Genomic DNA, 20518 nt, shown 5'->3' with positions numbered 1-20518 from the left:
CGCTCACGCCTCCTCTTCGGCAAAGCGGCGCAGTTCCTGCGCGTCGCCCATGGTTTCGAGCAGGAAGCGGGTCAGAAGGTTCTTCGCCGCAAGCATCCGGTAGGCGGCGGTGGCGCGCATGTCGGTCATCGGCTTGTAGTCTTCCTCGAAGGCGGCGCGTGCGGCCTCGACCGTGTCGGCGTTCCACGGCTTGCCGGCAAGGGCTTCCTCGACGGCGGTGGCGCGTTTGGGAATGCCCGCCATGCCGCCATAGGCGATGCGGATGCTATCGACCGTGCCGTCCTCTGCCCGTTTCAGATAGAAGGCGCCGCAGACGGCGGAGATGTCCTCCTCGCGGCGCTTGGCAACCTTGTAGACGGCAAAATGGCTTCCGGGCACGGGCTTGGGCACCGTCAGCGACAGCACGAATTCGCCGGGGTTCCTGTCCTGCTTGCCGTAATCGCGGAAATAGTCCTGCAGCGCGATGGTGCGGGTGCCGTCCGCCGATTGCAGCGTCAGCGTTGCGCCAAGCGCGATCATCGCCGGCGGGGTATCGCCGATCGGCGAGCCATTGGCGACATTGCCGCCGATCGTGCCCATATTGCGCACCTGCTCGCCGCCGATGCGGAAGATCAGCCGGGAAAAGGCCGGGATCGCTTCGGCAAGCGCCGGCAGCGCCTCGGTATAGGTCACGCCCGCGCCGATGATGAAGCCGGTATCGGTTTCGGTCAGGGTCTGCAGCTCTTCGAGATGGTTGATGAACACCATCGGGTTGAGCTTGCGCATCTGCTTGGTGACCCAGAGCCCGACATCGGTGGAGCCGGATACGATGGTCGCGTCGCGGTACTCCTTCAGCACATCGGCAAGCGCTGCGACGGAACCCGGAATGATCGCGCGGCTGTCGGCATCGCCGATCGTGATGGTCTCGCCGGTCTTCATCGCCGCAAGCTTTTCCATCACCCGGTCGCGTTCGCGGGCAATCGCGTCGAAGGCGGCATCGGGGCGGATCGCGGATGCTTTTTCCGCCGCCTTCACGATCGGTTCATAGCCGGTGCAGCGACAGAGATTGCCTTGCAGCGCCTTCTCGATCTCAAACCGGGACGGCTTTTCGTTTTCCATCCACAGCGCATAAAGCGACATCACGATACCGGGGGTGCAAAAGCCGCACTGCGATCCGTTGAGGTCGACCATGGCCTGCTGCACGGGATGCAGCGTGCCGTCCCTTGCCGCCAGATGCTCGATCGTCACCACATGGGTGGCGTTGAGCGACGCGGTGAACCGGATACAGGCATTGACGGTTTCATAGACGAGCTTGCCGCGCGCGAGCCTTCCGACCAGAACGGTGCATGCGCCGCAATCGCCTTCCGCGCAGCCCTCCTTGGAGCCGGTCAGCCGCCGGCCGATCCTCAGATAATCGAGCAGCGTCTGCGATGGCGACAGGGTTTCAAGCGCGATTTCCTGGTCGTTCAGTATGAACCGTAGCGTCATCAATTATCCTCATTCCGCTCAGGGGCGGCGTCACTTTGCGGTCCAGCCGCCATCGATCGAAATATGGGTGCCCGTCACCTGGGCCGCGGCATCGCTTGCCAGATAGAGCGCGGTCGCGGCAATCTGCTCCACGGTCACGAATTCCTTGGTGGGCTGGGCAGCAAGCAGCACCTCGGTCTTCACCTGCTCCTCGGTCATGCCGCGGGCTTTTGCCGTGTCGGGTATCTGCGCTTCCACCAGCGGGGTCAGCACATAGCCGGGACAGATGGCGTTGACGGTGATCTTGTGTTCCGCAAGCTCCAGCGCCACCGTCTTGGTCAGCCCCATCATGCCGTGCTTGGCCGAAACATAGGCGGACTTGTAGGGCGAGGCGACAAGGCCGTGGGCGGAAACGACATTGATGATGCGCCCGCGCCCCGCCGTCTTCATCACCGGCACGGTGTGGCGGATGGTGTGGAATGCGCTTGTCAGGTTGATCGCGATGATCTGGTCCCATCGCTCCGGCGGAAAATCTTCGATCGCTGCCACATGCTGGATCCCGGCATTGTTGACGAGCACGTCGATGCTGCCGAACGTGTCGGCGGCGGACGCGATCAGCGCCTCGATCTCTTCCGGCTTCGTCATGTCGGCGGGATGGTAGATCACCGATCCGCTGCCGAGTGCGCCGATCCGCTCCACCGCTGCGTCGATGTCTTCCTGCTTTCCGAAGCCGTTCAGGACGACATTGTCGCCCGCCGCTGCAAAACCTTCAGCGATACCGAGCCCGATGCCGCTGGTGGAGCCGGTGATCACGACCGTGCGTGCCATAAATGTCCGTTCCCGTTCTTGGTGTTTTGCCGGAAAGGTTATGCGCAATCAGCAATCCATGCAATCGGCTGAAGCCGCGTGAATGCAGCAGGTCCGGAAAAAATTGACCAAACGGTTCGAGAATGTCGCCGAGAGGTCTGAGCCGGATTCCGCGCTTGGATAATGCACATGTCGTCGCCGGTGCGTCCCCTAGAGATCGACCTCCTGAGCGAACCGCATGAACCCGTAAAAGAGTGCGCACCACACTCCTGCCCGTAAATGCCAGACCAGGGACTCTATTGGATAGATGCGCCACTCGAAGCCGCGAGAAGGCCATTTTAGCTGAACTGAGAAGCTTGTAAGCTTTCTTCTACTGGCCAGCGTGCCAATGGCAAGCAGGCTGGCAGCGAGCAAGGTGGTCAAAGCTATTCTGTCGGAATCCAACCCGAATAGAAACAGGGTCGTCGCGGTCGTTGCCATAATGGCGATCGCGCCCAGGACAGGGCGAAGCGCGTAGCGAAGGTGGCCGTGCTTTTCGGGAATATCCCTGGACGCGTCAACCCAAGGCAATAGCGCGGCAATGACGGCCCGGAAATAGGAATGCAGATTGGCCTGTGCGATGTCGAGGATGGCGACAAACATAATGTAAAGCACACCCGCGACCAGGCCGAACATCGGCGCCATGAAGCTGCTGCAGCTCATAGACGCCTGACACTCCGTATACGCCATTTCGATTTTTCCCGAAGAGCCCTCTCATTCGCCATCCTGTGCCGGAAAGGCAGGCAGCGCAACCTGAAGGGGCGCGGAGATGTGTGCGGTCACAAAGCCTGAACAATCCGTCACCCCGCGCAGGGCCATGACATTCGCCCCTGATTGCTCCATATGCTGGGGAAACCAAGCTGAAGCGACACGACGCGCTTGAAAGGATGAGTATGGAACTGGGCGTTTTCACCTTTGCCGATGTCGATCCGGCCGATGGCATCGATCGTGGCCGCGAGGCCGAAAAGCGGATGAAGAACCTGATGGAGGAGATCAGGCTTGCCGACAGTGTCGGGCTCGATGTCTTCGGCGTCGGCGAGCATCACCGCGTGGATTATCTCGTGTCCTCGCCTGCAACCGTGCTTGCGGGTGCTGCGACGATCACCGAGAAGATCCGCCTTACCAGCGCCGTCACCATCCTTTCCTCCGACGATCCGGTCCGGGTGTTCCAGCAGTTTTCTTCCGTCGATCTGCTCTCGGGTGGCCGGGCCGAGATCATGGCGGGCCGCGGCTCCTTCATCGAAAGCTTTCCGCTGTTCGGCTATCCGCTCGAAGCCTATGACCAGCTTTTCGACGAAAAGCTCGATCTGCTTCTGAAGATCCGCGACAACGAGAAAGTTACATGGTCGGGCAAGACCCGCGCGCCGATCAACAATCTTCCGGTCTATCCGCGCCCGGCGCAGGACCCGCTGCCGGTCTGGATCGCCGCTGGCGGCACGCCGCAATCCATGGCGCGAGCGGGCTTCCTCGGCCTGCCGCTGATCATTGCCATTCTCGGCGGCCAGCCGGCACGCTTCGCGCCGCTCTTCGATATCCACCGCCAGGCAGGCGAGCAGGCCGGTCACGACCCGGCGAAGCTGAAGCGCGCGATCTCGGTTCACGGCTTCCTGTCGGACACGACCGAAAAGGCCGCGGATGCCTTTTTCGAGCCGCAGAAGGCGGTGATGGACCGGATTGGCCGCGAGCGCGGCTGGGGCCCGCAGAGCCGGGCCCAGTATGATGCGACGAGGGCGCCGGACGGTGCGCTGTTTGTCGGCGGACCCGAGGAGCTTGCGAAAAAGATCGTTGCCCATCAGCGCATCCTGAAGCTTGATCGATTCATGATCCAGTTCGCCGTGGGGCTTGTGCCGCACGAGGAAGTGTTGCATGCCATCGACCTCTTCGGCACGAAGGTTGCGCCGATGGTGAAGGACATGCTGGCCACGGACAAGAAGGTCTGACGGCCGAACTGATAGTGAGCTGCGATGATTGTCGAAACCGAAGAAGAGCTTGAGGCGCTGAAGGATATCGGCCGGATATGCGCGACCGCCATCGAGAAGATGGCGGCGGCGCTTGAGCCCGGGATCACCACGCTGGAACTCGACAATATCGGTCGCGCCTATCTGGAAGAGAACGGCGCGCAATCGGCGCCGGAGGTGACCTACCGGTTTCCCGGCGCCACCTGCATCTCCGTCAATGAGGAGGTCGCCCACGGCATTCCGGGCGACCGGGTGATCGGCCCCGGGGATCTCGTCAATATCGATGTTTCGGCGGAAAAGAACGGCTTCTTTTCCGATACCGGCGCCTCCTTCGCCGTGCCGCCGGTCACAGCCAAGGTCAAGCGGCTTTGCCGCGATGGCAAGCGCGCGATGTGGACCGGCATCAATCAGGTGAAGCCCGGCGCAGGCTTTGCCGCGATCGGCAACGCCATCGGCGATTTCGCCCGCAAGAACCGCTATTCGCTGATCCAGAACCTTGCAAGCCACGGCATCGGCCGTTCACTGCATGAAGAGCCTTCGGAGCTATCGACATGGCCCGACAGGAGCGAAAGGCGGGTGATTGCCGAAGGCCAGGTCTTTACCGTCGAACCGTTCCTGTCGCTGGGCGGCGAATGGGCGGAGGAAGAGGACCGGGAATGGGTGCTCTATTCGGTTCCCCCGGCGCTCACCGTCCAGTTCGAACACACTATTGTCGCGACCCGCAACGGGCCGCTGGTGTTGACGATGGGCGAGGGGGCTTGAGAAGCAACGCGTTTCCACCTTCTCTTCCGTCATCCTCGGCCTTGTGCCGAGGATCTAAGCACATATCATCTCCACGGGCGTGAGCGGGCAACGCCACCTATGTCGCATCACCGTGGGCTCCTATCGCGCATTCTCGTGGTTAGATGCTCGGGACGGGCCCGAGCATGACGTCTGTGGGCGGGGTGAGGTCTAACATGGCATCGTCGTTGTCCAAAGCGCATCGCAATTCACCACCACCCTCGCAGGATCGTGACCAAGCTTAATTATCTTTAATTTCTCTTTGCTAAGTCTCATGCCTTAAAACGCAGTCAGCGCAACCAATCCGGAAGGCGATCCCTTGTTCCAGTCATTCTTCCCCCGGCCGAAGCTGTTTTTCCTGTCCGCCCTCGTCTGGACGCTGGTCGCGATCGCTGCATGGTACGGCGTGGTCCGCGAACTCGGCGTGGGGATGGGCTTCGCGCCCTATCCGGAAGGGGACCAGCCGATCGGGCTTGCGCACTTCATCACGCCGGATTTCCTCTGGTTCTATCTTTATTACGCCGTATTCTCGGTGATCTTCGGCGTGTTCTGGTGGGTGGTCGGCGATAACCGCAAATGGCAGGGCTGGTCGGTCTGGGGTTCGCAGCTGATCATCTTCATCACCTATTTCTCGGTGCAGATCTCTGTCGCGATCAACAACTGGCGGCGACCTTTCGGTGATACGCTGCAGGCCGCGCTTCAGGGTGGAGAAGGGATCACGGCGCAGAATTTCTACACGCTGATGCTGATCTTCCTTCAGATCGCGTTCCTCTCCGTGACGCTCTTCATCGTCACCCGCTTCTTCATCAGCCATTATATCTTCCGCTGGCGCACGGCGATGAACGATTATTACACCGGCATGTGGGATCGGGTCCGCCATATCGAGGGCGCCTCCCAGCGTGTGCAGGAAGACACGATGCGCTTCGCCTCGATCATGGAAGGCCTCGGCGTCTCGATGATCGATGCGGTGATGACGCTGATCGCGTTCCTGCCGGTGCTGTTCTCGCTGTCGCAATATGTCACCGAACTGCCGATCATCGGTGCGGTGCCGGCGCCGCTGTTCACGGCGGCCATCTTCTGGTCGCTGTTCGGCACGGTGCTGATGGTGGTGGTCGGGATCAAGCTGCCGGGGCTGGAATTCCGCAACCAGCGCGTCGAGGCCGCCTATCGTAAGGAACTCGTCTATGGCGAGGACCATGAGGACCGCGCGGATCCCGCGACCCTGAGCGAGCTTTTCGAAAATGTCAGGCGCAACTATTTCCGGCTCTACCTGCACTACACCTATTTCAACCTCGCCCGAAGCCTCTACCTGCAGGCCGACAACATCTTCGCCTATTTCATCCTGGTGCCGGCGATCGTGGCGGGCGCGGTGACCTACGGTCTGGTGCAGCAGATCGTTTCCGCCTTCGGCCAGGTGGCCTCCTCGTTCCAGTATCTGGTGATGTCGTGGTCGACGATCATCGAGCTGATCTCGATCTACAAGCGTCTTGCCGCCTTCGAGGCCGCGATCTTCGGCCAGCCGCTGCCCGAAATCGACCGTGAGGACTACCAGGAGCCCGGCGGCGACGTTGCCGATCCGCATCCGGAAGGGTGATGGGCGACATCCCGCCGCCTGATGCGGCATCGCGCGCACTGAGCGCGCAATAGAACGCTTCTAAACGCGCTCCTTCCATCGTAAGGTGCGGGCAATTGACGTGTTTGCCGAGGGGGCGCCCATGCTGATGCTGGTTATCGCGGTTCTGCTTTTCACCCTGACCCATCTCATCCACACATTCGCGCCCGGCTTGCGCCGGGCGATGATCGGCCGGATCGGCGAGAATGCCTGGAAAGGCCTGTTCTCGCTGGTTGCGCTGGCGGAATTCGCCTTCATGGTGTTCGCCTTCGGGCGTGCCCGGCAGGGCGGGGCCATCCTCTATGATCCGCCATTCTGGCTTGCTCACCTGACTGTATTCCTGATGCTGATCGCGATGATCTTTCTTGCGGCAAGCTTCTTTCCGCCAGGAAAGCTGGCATCCTTCGCCAAGCACCCGATGGTGCTCTCGGTGAAGATCTGGGCCTTTGCCCATCTTCTGGCCAATGGCGAGGCCGCTTCCGTCATCCTGTTTGCGGGCATCCTGATCTGGGCGGTGATCCTGCGCATTTCGCTGGCGCGGCGGGAGCGGGCCGGGCTTCTCGTCCGCAAACCTTTCGTCTCCGCGCGCTATGACGCCTATGCCTTCGTCCTCGGTATCGTGTTGTGGGGCCTGTTCATCTGGAAGCTGCATGTCTGGCTGATCGGCGTGCCGATCCAGTTCGGCGCATAAACGGCAGGATGAAGCGGCTTTTGCCCTTACAACAGAACGAAAAAACGGTTAGAAGGCCCGGCACGTAACAAAATGCACGCCGGAGTGAGCCCATGGCAAATCAGGATGACAGCTTTATCCGCGAGGTGAATGAGGAACTGCGTTCCGACAGGATGCGCGATGCCTGGCGGCGCTATGGCAAGATCCTGATTGCGGCAGCCGTCATTCTCGTGATCGGCACGGCCGGCTGGCGCGGTTATGAATACTGGCAGTCGCGCCAGGCGGCAAAGTCGGGCGATGTGTTCCTGACGGCGCTGAACCAGATCGATGCCGGCAATCTCGATGCCGCCAAGGAAACGCTCGCCCAGCTTGAGCAGGAAGGTCATGGCGCCTATCCGGTGCTCGCCCAGCTGCGCGCCGCGACGCTGCTATCCGAGGCAGGCGATACCGCCGCTGCGGTCTCCGCCTTCTCGTCGATCGGCAAGGATCGCGCCGTGCCGGAAGCAATCCGCGACGCGGCCAAGCTGCGTGCCGGCTGGCTTATGGTCGATACCGGCACCTATGAGCAGGTTTCGGCCGAAGTCGAGCAGCTGGCTGCCGATGGCAATCCGTTCCGGTTCTCGGCCCGCGAAATTCTTGGTCTTTCGGCCTTTCGCCTGAAGGACTATGCCCGCGCCCAGGAATGGTTCGAACAGATTTCCAACGATCCGCAGGCGCCGCGCAACGTGCTGAACCGCGCCCAGATCATGCTTGAGGTGATGACCGCCGACGGCGATGTGAAGGAAAGCGCCGCCGGCTGACCGCGGCATCTACGGTCAGGTGAGATTACGGCAAAGGCCGTCAGGAGAGCAGTGTCATGAGTTTCAAGGTCGCGATCGTCGGACGGCCCAATGTCGGCAAGTCGACACTGTTCAACCGTCTGGTGGGGCAGAAGCTGGCGCTTGTCGACGACACGCCGGGTGTCACCCGTGACCGCCGGCCGGGCGAGGCAAAGCTCTATGACCTGCGCTTCACCATCATCGACACGGCCGGTCTCGAAGAAGCCGCAGCCGATACGCTGCCGGGCCGCATGCGCGCCCAGACCGAAGCCGCGATCGACGAGGCCGATCTGTCGCTGTTCGTGGTCGATGCCAAGGCCGGGCTGACGCCAGCCGACAACACGCTTGCCGAAATGGTGCGCCGGCGCGGCAAGCCGGTGGTGCTGGTTGCCAACAAGGCAGAGGCGCGCGGTTCCGATGCGGGCTTCTATGATGCCTTCACGCTGGGGCTTGGCGAACCTTGCCCGATTTCGGCCGAACACGGCCAGGGCATGAACGATCTGCGCGAGGCGATCATCGCGGCAATCGGCGAGGAGCGCGCCTTTCCGAAGGAAGCGCCTGTCGACGAAGCGACGACCGACGTGATGCTGTCCAAGGAAGAGGCCGACAATCCGGAAGAGGCGGCCCCTTACGACGACAGCAAGCCGCTTCGGGTTGCCATCGTCGGCCGTCCGAATGCCGGCAAGTCGACGCTGATCAACCGCTATCTCGGCGAGGACCGGCTTCTGACCGGTCCGGAAGCGGGCATCACCCGCGATTCGATCTCGGTCGAATGGGAATGGCGCGGCCGGCCGATCAAGCTGTTTGACACCGCCGGCATGCGCCGCAAGGCGCGGGTGATCGAAAAGCTCGAGAAGCTCTCGGTTTCCGATGCGCTGAGGGCGATCCGCTTTGCCGAATGCGTGGTGATCGTGTTCGATGCCACGATCCCGTTCGAGAAGCAGGACCTGCAGATCGTCGATCTGGTCATCCGCGAAGGCCGCGCCGCCGTGCTTGCCTTCAACAAGTGGGACATGATCGAAGACCGCCAGGCCGTGCTCGCCGATCTGCGCGAAAAGACCGACCGGCTTCTGCCGCAGGCGCGCGGCATCCGCGCCGTGCCGATCTCCGGCGAGCGCGGAACCGGCCTCGACAAGCTGATGCAGGCGATCGCCGATACCGACAAGGTCTGGAACAGCCGGATCTCCACGGCCCGGCTCAACCGCTGGCTCGACCATCAGACCGTCAGCCATCCCCCGCCCGCCGTTTCCGGCCGGCGGTTGAGGATGAAATACATGACCCAGGTGAAAACCCGTCCACCGGGCTTCATGATTTCCTGCACCCGCCCCGATGCCGTGCCGGAAAGCTATATCCGCTATCTGACCAACGGCCTGCGCAATGATTTCGACATGCCGGGCGTACCGATCCGGATCCATTTCCGGGCCGGCGAAAACCCGTTCGAGCACAAGCGCAAGAAGAAGCGCTGAAGGCGGTTTCCCGCCTTATGCGCCTTCCGGCTTGAATTCGGTCTCGATGATCACCTCGACATCATCGCCGAGCGCGGGAGTCGCGAATGTGAGACCCCAGAGCGACCGCTTCACCGTCATGTGCCCCGAAAAGCCCAGCTTGGCGACCTTTTCGATCGGATGCTCGGCGAGCGAGCCATTGAAGGTAGCCTCCATCACGGCCGGATGCGTTTCCCCGCGCATGGTCAATTCGCCCTCGATCAGGCCGGTATTGTCGCCGGTGACCACGATCTTCTTCGATACGAAGACGATCGGGCTTGCCGCAAGAAACGCCGGATCACTGCCGATCTTGCCATCGAAATCCTCGACCTCCGGGAACGGGAAGTCGGTCCTGACGGAGGTTGGATCGATCTCCACTGTGAGGGTTGAAAGCTCCGGCGTGTCGGCATTCCAGTCGAGCTTCGCCTTCGCGCCGATAAAGCGCGCGGTGAAGTGCGACAGGCCGAAATGGTCGATCTTCCAGGTCACGCTGGTATGCGGACTGTCCTGTTCATAGAGACCGCTCGGCGCCGGCTGAGGCGTTTCCGCCAGTACCGGGCTTGCGATCATCAGGGCGAGAAGGAGGGAATAGAGACGCATTGTTGTCATCCTTGAGAATATAGGGGGTAAGTGTCGGGCATGATCGCATGGTGCAGCGGGCGCAATCCGGTTGCCATCGGCAGGCGCTTGCGGTGAAAGTGTCCGGGGTCATGCCGCAAGACCGGACTGCAGTGCCGCGAATTCCGCTTCGGTGAGCGAAGGCCGGATGGCGAATTCGATGACCGCGTTGAAAACCTCCGGCGGCATTCCCTGGCGCATTCCGCCGACCATCGCATTGCGTTCGGCCGGGTTCATCGCCGGCAGCATCATTCGGGTGAACGCCATGTTTTCTTCCGGCGGAAGCGAGGCGATGATGCGCATCTCGATCGCCTGCAGTTCCGCATCGGAGTAAGCCTGCCACAGGATCGGGCAGAGCACCGTTTCTTCCTCATGCATATGGGCGAAGTCATCCGCGATATAGGCGGCGAAGGTGAGGTAGAGCCCGCGCCCGGCCTCTATGCGCTCGGCGCCCCGGCTCTCTTCGATCGCGGCAATCTTGTTGGCTATGACGGTGAACGCCTCGCGATGATCGTCGTGCTGCTCGTCCAGGAGGCCGGTATCGATCGCGCGCGCCCGGAGCGCGGCATGGATTTCCCTGTCCTCGTGTTCGACATGGGCGGCGGCCATGGACAGCAGGCGCTTCAGGTCGGCGAGAAGCTTTTCGGTTGCGGCGGTGTCCTCGAAGTCATTGGCCCCGAGTCGGGCAAGAAGCATGCACTGCATGCGGCGAAGCCCCTTGTGAACGCCGCCGTAAAGGTCATAGCGGTTGGCCAGGAGAGGGGTGTTGGCCATGAAGTCGATATTGCTCATTTCGGTCTCCCCGGTTTGTTGAAAACGCCGTCGGTTCGGCGGCGACTTCCCATTAGCTGCACGACTTTTCCGGCGCTTCCTAAAAGCTTGCTAAGCGCATTGCCGCTTTCCTAAATGTTTCCTATCGGCCAGTTGTCGCTGCCGCAGGCTCGGCGTAAAGTGCCGCGACGGCAATCGCGTATGGCTGGGGGGCTTTCGTGCTTGAAGACGACGTCGCCGCATTTTTGTCCGGTAATGTGATGATTGTTGCGGCGATCACCGACGCGGCGCTGCGGCCCCATATCGGCCGTGGATGCGGCGCTTATTTTGATGGGGATCAGGGCGATATCGTGCTGCTGGCGTCCTCGACGCAGTGGCCGGACTTTTACGCCAATGCGGCGAAAGGCGGAATGATCGCGGCGACCTTCGCGAACCCGAGCAGCTATAGGGCAATCCAGGTCAAGGGCGCGATCGGCGCGGTTGCACGGGCATCCCCTGAGCAGGTGGAGCGTGCGGCGCGGTATGTTGCCGTCATGCTTGATATCCTTGCAGGCCTGGGTGTCAGCCGCCTTCAGCTTTCCTCGGTATTTTGCGATGCAGATTTGATCGCGATCCGGTTCTGGCCCGCCGACCTGTTCGTCCAGACCCCGGGGCCAGGCGCAGGCGCCCGGTTGCGGAGCGACATATGCTGAGCGTCCCGCTCGAGGCCATCCGCGAGAGCCTGGAGGGCATCATGCCCTCCGTGATTGCCACAAGCGACGCCGCCGGCATGCCCAACATTTCCTATCTGTCGCAGGTTCACTACATCGATAGCGAGCATGTCGGGCTCTCGAACCAGTTTTTCTCGAAGACGGCGGCAAATATCGAGATCACGGGAAGGGCCAAGCTCGTGGTGCTGGACGGCCGCAACGGCATGCAGCATGTCCTCGATCTCGTTTTCGAGCGCTCGGTCCGCTCCGGCGAGATTTTCGAGCGACTGGCGGCCCAGTTCGACGTCATGTCGGGCCTTCAGGAAACGTCTCACATGCTCGCCCTGCGGGCTGTCGACATCTACCGCGTTGAGGAATGCAGCCGCATCGATCCGGTGGCGCCGCTGGAACCGGTGCCGCTGCCTACGGATGGCCGTGACAATTATCTTTGGCAAGCGGCCGCGGCGGCAGGCGCGCTTGCGGAGGTCGGCGATGCCGAAACCCTGCTCGACGCCAGCTTGGCGCTGCTTTCGGAACGGTTTGACATCGGCCACGCCATGATCCTGGTGGCAGATCACGAGACGAACAGGCTCGTGACGGTTGCCAGTCGCGGCTATCCGCATTTCGGCTTCGGTGCCGAAATTGCCTTCGGCGAAGGCATCATCGGCGTCGCGGCGGCACGCCGGCAGACTGTGCGGATTCCCGATCTCAGGCGCAGCCGCCGCTATGTCTCGGCGATCGCGGCGTCAACAGCGGCAAACCGCGAAGAAATTCCCGTGCCGATGATCGAGGAGCCGCAGAGCCAGGTGGCGGTGCCGATGATCGCCGCTGGCCGCCTCATCGGTGTGGTGTTCGCAGAATCGGAAAAGAGCTTCGACTTTTCGCATGACGAGGAAGCCGTTCTCAGGATCATTGCGGCGCAGGTGGCCTCTGGCCTCGTCAATTTCGAACTCGCCGATGTTTCGGGCGAAGCGAGGGCGCCGTCAGCGCCGCCCCAGACCCACAGCGGCGATCGCACGGAGTTCCGGTTCCAGTTCTTTCCGCACGATGGAGGGGTGTTCATCGATAATGAATACGTCATTCGCGGCGTGCCGGGACGGCTGCTCCACCATTTCGTGAGCAGCTATGTCCAGACGGGCCGGACCGAATTTTCCAATCGCGAAATTCGCAGGGACCGCCGCCTCAACCTTCCGGATTTCAAGGACAATCTCGAGACCCGGCTGATCCTGCTGCGCCGCCGGCTGGAAGAGCGCGGCGGACCCTTGCGCCTGGAGCGGCCCGAGCGTGGTCAGATACGGCTGGTGATCGACGGCAGGCCCGAAATTTCCGTTTCCGGTGAATAGCCCCCGCCGCCTGCGATCTCGGCGGCCGGTCAACCGTCATGCGCGGCGATGATGTTTTCCAGAAACTGCGTGGCAGCCGCTTCCCAGGTATAGGTCTCGCCCAGCGCGCGCGCTTTCTCAGGCGAACATGAGAGCGCCTTCAGGCAGGCAGCTTTCAGGTCCTCGTCGAGAACGCCCGCCTCCTCATGGCCGCCAAGAATGTCGAGCGGGCCGGTGACCGGAAAGGCTGCGACCGGAATGCCGCTTGAAAGCGCCTCGATCGTGGTGTTGCCGAAAGTGTCGGTCTTGGACGTGAACACGAAGACGTCGGCCTCGGCATAGGCCTTTGCCAGGTCTTCTCCCTTCAGCATCCCCAGAAAATGGGCCTTCGGATATTTCTCCTGAAGATCACGGCGTGCCGGACCGTCGCCGACGATGACGATGCTGCCCGGCAGATCCAGCGACAAGAGGGCCGGAAGGTTCTTCTCGACAGCCGCCCGCGCCACCGTCAGAAAAACCGGTCTTGGCAGACCCCCAAACGGCGCGTCGCTCTTGGGGCGCGGATGGAACTGACGGGTATCGATCCCCCGGCTCCACGGTTTCAGGTTGTTGAACCCGTGGGCCTTCAGTTCGCGGGCAAGGCTGTCGGTGGCCACCATGCAGCCGTTTCCGGCATTGTGGAAATTGCGCATCATTCCGTAAAGCATGCCGATCGGCACGGGAAAACGCGCCGAGACATATTCCGGAAAGCGGGTGTGGTAGCTGGTCGAAAACCGGAAATCGTTCTTTCGGCACCAGCGGCGCGCCTTGTAACCCAGCGGGCCTTCGGTGGCGATGTGAACGTAATCGGGCCTGCTGTCCTCGATCAGCTGCGCAACGCGGCGATAGCTTGTCAGCGCCAGCCGGATTTCCGGATAGGTCGGCATGCCGATATTGCGGAACATGTCGGGGGTGATCATCGTCACCTTGACGCCCATCTTCTCAAGCTGGGCATTGGTGTTCTCGATGGTGCGGACCACGCCGTTCACCTGCGGATGCCAGGCATCGGAAATGAGGGTCAGTCTCTTTGCCGGTTCATGCATGCGCAGGTGATTCCCCAAACTGGGAGGCATTTCTCGGGTTTCAGCCGCTTTAGCCCGCCCATGTGTCAGCCATATTACAGGCCAACTATCGTCGTCATTGTGCGTTGCAAAGAAAGGTCTTCATCGCATTTACCTCGCGCGGTCCGGCAGATAGGCTGGCCGGGGTGCATTTCGAGCAAGGGATTTTCCATGACGAGTGATAACAGGCCGGAATGGTGGCGCGGCGGCGTCATCTACCAGATCTATCCGCGCTCCTTTCAGGATACCACCGGCGATGGCATCGGCGATCTGCCGGGCATCACACGGCGGCTGACCTATGTCGCGGAACTCGGCGTCGACGCCATCTGGCTGTCGCCCTTCTTCAAGTCGCCCATGGCGGATATGGGCTATGACGTCTCGGACTATCTCGATGTCGATCCGATGTTTGGAACACTCGATGATTTCAAGGCGCTTGTCGGTGAGGCACACCGCCTGGGGCTGAAGGTGATCATCGACCAGGTACTCTCCCACACCTCCGACGAGCATGCATGGTTTGAGGAAAGCCGTTCCAGCCGGGACAACCCCAAGGCCGACTGGTATGTCTGGGCCGATGCCAAGCCCGACGGGACGGCGCCCAACAACTGGATGTCGATCTTCGGAGGGCCGGGCTGGGAATGGGACGGCACCCGCAAGCAATATTACATGCACAATTTCCTGGCGAGCCAGCCGGATCTCAACTTCCACAGCAAGGCGGTGCAGGATGCCCTGCTCGAGACCGTTCGCTTCTGGCTCGATCTCGGCGTGGACGGCTTCCGGCTCGACACCGTCAACTATTATTTTTGCGATGCGGAATTGCGCGACAACCCGCCCATGCAGGGCGATGACGACGGCGCGGGCCTCGATGCGCCCGACGTCAATCCCTATGGCTTCCAGAAGCACATCTACGACAAGACCCGGCCGGAAAACATCGACTTCCTGAAGCGATTCCGAGCTCTGCTCGACGAGTATGAGGGCCGGTCTTCCGTTGGCGAGGTGGGGGATGGCGCGCGTTCGCTGAAGACGGTGGCCGATTATACCGCCGGCAATGACAAGCTGCACATGTGCTATACGTTCGACTTTCTGGGGCCGAATTTCTCGCCGGGCCATATCCGCCACTGCGTCGAGAATTTCTTCGCCACCGTCACCGATGGCTGGGTGTGCTGGGCGTTTTCCAACCACGACGTCGACCGCCATGTGTCGCGCTTTGCCCGCAGCGAGGAAGAGCGCGAACCGGTGGCGCGGCTTGCGCTGTCGGTGCTTGCAACGCTGAAGGGCTCGATCTGCCTCTATCAGGGCGAGGAGCTCGGCCTGCCGCAGGCGGAGCTTGCCTTCGAGGATCTGCGCGATCCCTACGGCATCCGTTTCTGGCCGTCCTTCAAGGGCCGCGATGGCTGCCGCACGCCCATGCCGTGGAGCAATGTGCCGCCGGATGCCGGCTTCTCCACCGCTGAGAAGCCGTGGCTGCCCGTCCCGGCGGAGCATCTGCCGCTCTCGGTCTTCGAGCAGGCCCCGCTTCCCGATACGGTCTTCAGCCACTACCGGGCAACGCTTGCGTTCCGCAAGGAGCATGCCGCCCTGTTTGACGGCGAGATCCAATTCATGGACAGCGAAGACCACGATATCCTGATCTTCACCCGCTCGAAGGACAACGAGACGCTGCTGTTCGTGTTCAACTTCGCCGAGACGCCGCGGACGGCCGCAATGCAGATGGCCGTCGACCACGTTGAGACGCTCGACCTTCCGGGCATGACAGGCGTGCTCAATGGCGCAACGGTGGAACTCGGCGCCTATGACGGGTTCTGCGCGCGGATATGACGATCACCGGTCGATGGTGACGCTCCACGAGAAGGTGGCAGTGTCGCCGGCTTCGAGCGTTTTCGTGAAGGGCCGGTCCTCGATGGCCGGCCCTTTTCCGTGGGCTGCCGCCATGCCATGCCAGGGTTCGACGCAGATATAGGGTGCGCCGGGCTTGGTCCAGAGCGCCAGATTGGGCAGGTTTTCGAAGCGGAAGTGCAGCGAGGGGCCATCCTCGGCGTTGAGGCTCAACTGATCGCCGGCCCCTTCCGGAAAGATCATCGCATCCTCTTCGAAATAGTCGTGATCAAGCGCCAGCAGGCCTTTCGAGAAGGGGGAGGGACGCGGCGCAAGATCGAGAAGCCCGTCGCGCAGACGGATCATCGAAGGCTCGGCGCCGTTTGCCAGCGCGATATGATGCACATGGCCTGCATTGACGCCCGGCATCGGCCACCGGAAGGCCGGATGGAAGCCGAAGCCGAAGGGCATCGGCCGCTCGTCGAGATTGGCGACCTCGGCGGTGACGGACAGGGTTCTGCCCTCAAGCGCGTGCGTGATGGAAAGGCGAAACGCAAATGGATAGGCCATCTGCGTGTCAGCGTTTGCCTCGAGCGAAAACCGGCAGGCGGTCGCACTCCGATCGGCGAGCGTGAACGGGCTCTTGCGGGCAAAGCCGTGCTGCTGCATCGGAAACGAAGCGCCCTCGATCGTCAGGCGATTGTCCGGCGCCTTGCCGACGATCGGAAACAGAACCGGCGCGCGGCCGGTCCAGTAGGCCGGATCGCCATCCCAGAGCCATTCGCTGCCGTCGCGCGTGGTGATCGAGCGGGTTTCCGCACCGAGCGCGGCCACCGCCACGGCAAGGTGTTCGTTTTCGATCAGAATGTCGTCGGCCATGGCGTCGTCTCCTTCTTGCCGCAGTGCAGCAATCCGGATGGTCGATCCGGCACGCTGTCGCACATGCGCTCGTCTCAGATATTGTCCTGCAGCACCTTGCGCATCTTGTCGAACAGCTCGTCGATTTCCGTCTTGGAGATGATCAGCGGGGGCGACATGGCGATGATATCGCCGGTGGTGCGGATCAGCAGGCCAGACTCGTAAGCCTTCAGGAAGGCGGTGAAGGCGCGCTTGGTCGGTTCGCCGGCAATCGGCTCGAGCTCGATCGCGCCGATCAGGCCGGTATTGCGGATGTCGATCACATGCGGGCAGTCCCTCAGGCTGTGGAGCTGTTCTTCCCAATAGGGCGAAAGCTCTTGCGCGCGGGTCAGCAGGCCCTCTTCCTTGTAGGTGTCGAGCGTGGCGAGTGCCGCGGCGGACGCCAGCGGATTGCCGGAATAGGTATAGCCATGGAAGAACTCGATCATGTGCTCGGGCCCGTTCATGAACGCGTCATGGATTTTTGAGGTCACGAACACGGCGCCCATCGGCACCACGCCATTGGTCAGGCCCTTGGCGGTGACGATGATATCGGGCGTCACGCCGTAATACTGGGCTGCAAACGGCGCGCCGAGACGGCCGTAACCGGTGATCACTTCGTCGAAGATCATCAGGATGCCGTGCTTGGTGCAGATGTCGCGCAGCTTCTGCAGATAGCCCTTTGGCGGAATGAGAACGCCGGTGGAGCCCGCCACGGGCTCGACGATCACGGCTGCGATCGTGGATGCATCATGCAGCGTCACGATCCGCTCGAGTTCGCTCGCGAGATCTCCGCCATGTTCGGGCTGGCCCTTGGTGAAGGCGTTCTTCTCGGGCAGATGAGTATGCGGCATATGGTCGACGCCGGTCAGAAGCGTGCCGAACATCTTGCGGTTGGAGACGATGCCGCCGACCGAAATGCCGCCGAAATTCACGCCGTGATAGCCGCGCTCGCGCCCGATCAGGCGGAACCGCGATCCGTCGCCCTTGGCCCGGTGATAGGCAAGCGCGACCTTCAGCGCCGTTTCGACCGATTCCGAGCCGGAATTGGTGTAAAGAACGTGATCGAGCCCGTCCGGAGCGATGTCGACAAGCCGGTTCGCAAGCTCGAATGCCTTGGGATGGGCAAGCTGGAAGGCGGGCGCATAGTCGAGTTCGGCCGCCTGCTTCTGGATCGCCTCGGTAATCTTGGGGCGGCAGTGGCCGGCATTGACGCACCAGAGGCCGGATGTCGCATCGAGCACCTGACGGCCATCGGCCGTGGTGTAATACATGTCCTTTGCCGCAACGAACATGCGCGGCGCCTTCTTGAACTGCCGATTGGCGGTAAACGGCATCCAGAACGCATCGAGATTGTTGGGCGTCACATTGGCGCTGTCGGACATGAATCTGCTCCAAAAGAAAGGGACCCGTTTCCGGGTCTTCATTGCATTGCTGCTGCTTTGGAGCACGTTATCAGCGGCGCTGACGCCGTCAAGCGAAAGCCGTTTGGCGAAGCCGGGAGAGGCCTGGATGACATCCAGGCCCGGCCTCGAAGGATCGTCAGCCGGCCTTGCGGTCGCCGAGCATTTCCTCGCTGTAGATTTCGCCGAGCGTGTCGAGAAGCTTGCGCACCGGTTCGGCATGGGTGCTGTAATAAATGGTCTGGGCTTCGCGGCGCGTTTCCACCAGGTTCTGTGCCCGCAGCTTGGAGAGGTGCTGGGACAGCGCTGACTGGCTGAGGCCAACCCTCACAGCCAGTGCCCCCACCGGCATCTCGCGCTCGATCAGAACGCAAAGGATCTGCAGCCTTTTGGGGTTTGCCATCGCGGAAAGCAGATCAGCGGCGGGAGATGTCTTTTCTGAAAGTGTGTTCGTATTCACATCAGTTCTCCTGGATCCTTGGACGGCTTTCCCAAGATTTTTTAAAATGCCTAAAATGGAATGTAGCCCAAGCGCGTGCAAAAAAATAATGTGAAATTTAGGGTATTTTCGGCGGAAAAGAGCCGAATCCGGGCAAGACTTGTTCGTACTTTTGGAAAACAGAGCCTGCGCAAGTAAAGGCCTGTCGCCGCTTGCGGCAGTTGCTGCGGCCGCCCGGTCTCAGGCCTGATCGACCAGGCTCTGGCCATCGATGCGATAGGCCCGCCCGAAGCCGCCATTGAGGTCGGCCGAAACCGGCGTCAAGCGGAAGAGCGAGAAATCGGGAAAATCGATATAGAGGCGTGCCTTCGGATGGCGCGCGAGAAACGTTGCGCGCAGCGCCTGATGGGCAGCACTGTCGCGCGGCACCCGGCCTGCGATGCAGCGGGTCGTCATCCGGGCGTGGGCCAGCGGATCGCCCTTTCCAGGCTCACCGGTGAGAAGCGACACCCGCTGGTCGCGTTCGATCGCCCTGGTGTGGCTCGCCAGTGCCGAAACCAGGATGATCGGCGTACCGTCGCTGTCGGTGGCAAGGAGCACGCGGCTTGCCAGCGGGAAGCCGGTCTCCGGTTCGTTGACCGCAATGGCCGCATAGGACGCATCCCGCAGCAGCGTCTTTGCGAGCGTGATGGCCTCGGCGTCGGCCTTAAGGAAGGGATCCTTGTTTTCAGCCATCGGCGTGACCTGACACATGCGAAAGGCTTTCGGGCCGGCGCGGCGCGAGGCCGGCGGCGATCTCGCGCGCGGAAATCGTTCCCGCGATCCGGCCGCCCTCGACCACGCCGATCGTGCCCGGCCGCTCGGCAAGCAGCCTGATCAGCGTCATCGCAGGCGTCGCCGATTTGACGGTCGCCGCGATCTGCGTTTCAAGCTGGCGGCGCGAGGAAACCGGCACCATGATGTCAGCTGCGGTCAGCACCGCAAGCGGATTGGTATTGGCCACGAAATCGGCGACATAATCATTGGCGGGGCGGCTGATGATGGCGCGCGGCGTGTCCGTCTGGATCAGCCGTCCGCCCTCCATGATCGCAATCCTGTCGCCGAGCTTGATGGCTTCGTCGAGATCGTGGCTGACGAACAGGATCGTTTTCTTCAGCCTTTGCTGCAGAGCAAGCAACTCATCCTGAAGATGCGAGCGGATCAGCGGATCGAGCGCCGAAAACGGTTCATCCATCAGAAGAATGGGCGCGCCGGTGGCAAAGGCGCGCGCAAGGCCCACGCGCTGCTGCATGCCGCCCGACAGGGCCGAGATCGGCTGATCTGCCCAGCGCGTCAGGTTCACGAGTTCCAGCTGTTCTTCCACCCGCGCGCGGCGTTCATGTTTCGCCATGCCCGAGAGCTCCAGCCCGAAGCCGACATTATCCGCAACGCTCAGCCATGGCAGCAGAGCAAATTGCTGGAACACCATGGAAACGGTATGGGAGCGCAGCGCCCGCAGCGTCTTTGCGTTGGCACGGTAGGGATTGACGAGGCCCTCTTCGGTTCTGACGCCGATCTCGCCGCGGATCACGGGCGCAAGGCCGTTAACGGCGCGCAGCAGCGTGGACTTGCCCGAACCGGAAAGGCCCATCAGCACAACGATCTCGCCGCGCGAAACCGAAAGCGTCGCATTCGAGACCCCGACGAGATTGCCGGTGCGCCGGTGGATTTCGTCACGGGAATGACCGGCATCCATGAGCGGCAGGGCGCGGCGCACATGTTTGCCATAAACGATATCGACGGCGTTGATTTCGACGGCTGTTTCCATGGGATCTGTATCGGGCTGGCGAAAGGCGGAATGGAGGGCGGATATG

General features: G+C 61.9%; 19 protein-coding genes and 1 pseudogene. 9 read left to right on the top strand and 11 right to left on the bottom strand.

The features are described from left to right. Positions 1-3 precede the first annotated feature (3 nt). The 3 genes from xdhA to HPQ62_RS14050 form a co-directional block, all read right to left on the bottom strand. Complete coding sequence (xdhA, locus tag HPQ62_RS14060; protein ID WP_174803196.1) at positions 4-1467, bottom strand: xanthine dehydrogenase small subunit; 1464 nt, start codon at positions 1465-1467, stop codon at positions 4-6. A 30-nt stretch (positions 1468-1497) separates the two neighbouring features. Next, entirely contained in the window at positions 1498-2274 is a 777-nt protein-coding gene (locus HPQ62_RS14055; protein WP_174803195.1) for a 3-hydroxybutyrate dehydrogenase, read from the bottom strand. A 189-nt stretch (positions 2275-2463) separates the two neighbouring features. After that, the gene (locus HPQ62_RS14050; protein WP_174803194.1) at positions 2464-2982 is read right to left on the bottom strand and encodes a hypothetical protein; all 519 of its coding nucleotides are present in this window, start codon (positions 2980-2982) and stop codon (positions 2464-2466) included. A 203-nt stretch (positions 2983-3185) separates the two neighbouring features. Here HPQ62_RS14050 and HPQ62_RS14045 point away from each other — a divergent pair, with 203 nt between their 5' ends. The 6 genes from HPQ62_RS14045 to der all read left to right on the top strand — a co-directional run bounded on the left by HPQ62_RS14045 (position 3186) and on the right by der (position 9596). Further along, positions 3186-4232 (top strand): LLM class flavin-dependent oxidoreductase, encoded by a 1047-nt coding sequence (locus HPQ62_RS14045; RefSeq protein ID WP_174803193.1) that lies wholly within the window; start codon positions 3186-3188, stop codon positions 4230-4232. A 24-nt stretch (positions 4233-4256) separates the two neighbouring features. After that, on the top strand, positions 4257-5012 hold the full coding sequence (map, locus tag HPQ62_RS14040; RefSeq protein WP_174803192.1) for a type I methionyl aminopeptidase: 756 nt from the start codon (positions 4257-4259) through the stop codon (positions 5010-5012). Positions 5013-5349: 337 nt separating this feature from the next. Next, positions 5350-6624, top strand: coding sequence for a peptide antibiotic transporter SbmA (sbmA, locus tag HPQ62_RS14035; protein WP_174803191.1), 1275 nt, complete (start codon positions 5350-5352; stop codon positions 6622-6624). A gap of 121 nt (positions 6625-6745) precedes the next feature. Next, positions 6746-7333, top strand: a complete 588-nt coding sequence (locus HPQ62_RS14030) for an NnrU family protein (RefSeq protein ID WP_174803190.1) — start codon at positions 6746-6748, stop codon at positions 7331-7333. A 92-nt stretch (positions 7334-7425) separates the two neighbouring features. Continuing rightward, positions 7426-8112, top strand: coding sequence for a tetratricopeptide repeat protein (locus tag HPQ62_RS14025; RefSeq protein ID WP_174803189.1), 687 nt, complete (start codon positions 7426-7428; stop codon positions 8110-8112). Positions 8113-8168: 56 nt separating this feature from the next. Next, positions 8169-9596: a ribosome biogenesis GTPase Der gene (gene der, locus HPQ62_RS14020; RefSeq protein WP_174803188.1), complete on the top strand. Its 1428-nt coding sequence runs from the start codon at positions 8169-8171 to the stop codon at positions 9594-9596. A gap of 15 nt (positions 9597-9611) precedes the next feature. Here the strand turns inward: der and HPQ62_RS14015 are convergent, their stop codons facing one another. Both HPQ62_RS14015 and HPQ62_RS14010 read right to left on the bottom strand, forming a co-directional pair. Further along, positions 9612-10214: a YceI family protein gene (locus HPQ62_RS14015; protein ID WP_174803187.1), complete on the bottom strand. Its 603-nt coding sequence runs from the start codon at positions 10212-10214 to the stop codon at positions 9612-9614. Between the two features lie 108 nt (positions 10215-10322). Then, positions 10323-11024, bottom strand: coding sequence for a hemerythrin domain-containing protein (locus HPQ62_RS14010; protein WP_174803186.1), 702 nt, complete (start codon positions 11022-11024; stop codon positions 10323-10325). Positions 11025-11221: 197 nt separating this feature from the next. On the opposite strand from HPQ62_RS14010, the gene HPQ62_RS14005 reads away from it, so the two are divergent. Continuing rightward, on the top strand, positions 11222-11695 hold the full coding sequence (locus HPQ62_RS14005) for a hypothetical protein (RefSeq protein ID WP_174803185.1): 474 nt from the start codon (positions 11222-11224) through the stop codon (positions 11693-11695). Next, complete coding sequence (locus HPQ62_RS14000; RefSeq protein ID WP_174803184.1) at positions 11689-13035, top strand: GAF domain-containing protein; 1347 nt, start codon at positions 11689-11691, stop codon at positions 13033-13035. Before HPQ62_RS14005 ends, HPQ62_RS14000 begins: the two co-directional genes overlap by 7 nt. Before the next feature lie 29 nt (positions 13036-13064). Here the strand turns inward: HPQ62_RS14000 and HPQ62_RS13995 are convergent, their stop codons facing one another. Continuing rightward, positions 13065-14096: a glycosyltransferase family 4 protein gene (locus HPQ62_RS13995; RefSeq protein ID WP_174803183.1), complete on the bottom strand. Its 1032-nt coding sequence runs from the start codon at positions 14094-14096 to the stop codon at positions 13065-13067. A 189-nt stretch (positions 14097-14285) separates the two neighbouring features. On the opposite strand from HPQ62_RS13995, the gene bglA reads away from it, so the two are divergent. Then, positions 14286-15929 (top strand): beta-galactosidase BglA, encoded by a 1644-nt coding sequence (gene bglA / locus HPQ62_RS13990; protein WP_174803182.1) that lies wholly within the window; start codon positions 14286-14288, stop codon positions 15927-15929. A gap of 3 nt (positions 15930-15932) precedes the next feature. Here bglA and HPQ62_RS13985 read toward each other — a convergent pair whose 3' ends face one another. From HPQ62_RS13985 to choV, 5 genes and pseudogenes are all read right to left on the bottom strand, one after another. Next, positions 15933-16805 carry an aldose 1-epimerase family protein gene (locus tag HPQ62_RS13985; protein WP_174803181.1) on the bottom strand — a complete coding sequence of 291 codons (873 nt, stop codon included), beginning with the start codon at positions 16803-16805 and terminating at the stop codon, positions 15933-15935. 74 nt (positions 16806-16879) lie between these two features. Then, complete coding sequence (gene aptA / locus HPQ62_RS13980; RefSeq protein ID WP_174803180.1) at positions 16880-18208, bottom strand: omega-aminotransferase AptA; 1329 nt, start codon at positions 18206-18208, stop codon at positions 16880-16882. 157 nt (positions 18209-18365) lie between these two features. Continuing rightward, complete coding sequence (locus tag HPQ62_RS13975; RefSeq protein WP_174803179.1) at positions 18366-18686, bottom strand: metalloregulator ArsR/SmtB family transcription factor; 321 nt, start codon at positions 18684-18686, stop codon at positions 18366-18368. Between the two features lie 222 nt (positions 18687-18908). Next, a pseudogene (locus tag HPQ62_RS13970) lies at positions 18909-19400 on the bottom strand (HugZ family pyridoxamine 5'-phosphate oxidase); the annotation flags it as partial. Beyond that, entirely contained in the window at positions 19393-20472 is a 1080-nt protein-coding gene (gene choV, locus HPQ62_RS13965; protein WP_174803177.1) for a choline ABC transporter ATP-binding protein, read from the bottom strand. The gene choV and the pseudogene HPQ62_RS13970, both read right to left, overlap by 8 nt. Positions 20473-20518 lie beyond the last annotated feature (46 nt).

The sequence above is a fragment of the Martelella limonii genome, assembly GCF_013344475.1.
GTDB classification, from domain to species: domain Bacteria; phylum Pseudomonadota; class Alphaproteobacteria; order Rhizobiales; family Rhizobiaceae; genus Martelella; species Martelella limonii.
Note: the sequence above shows the minus strand (reverse complement) of the source record. Positions and strands in the feature narration are given on the sequence as shown.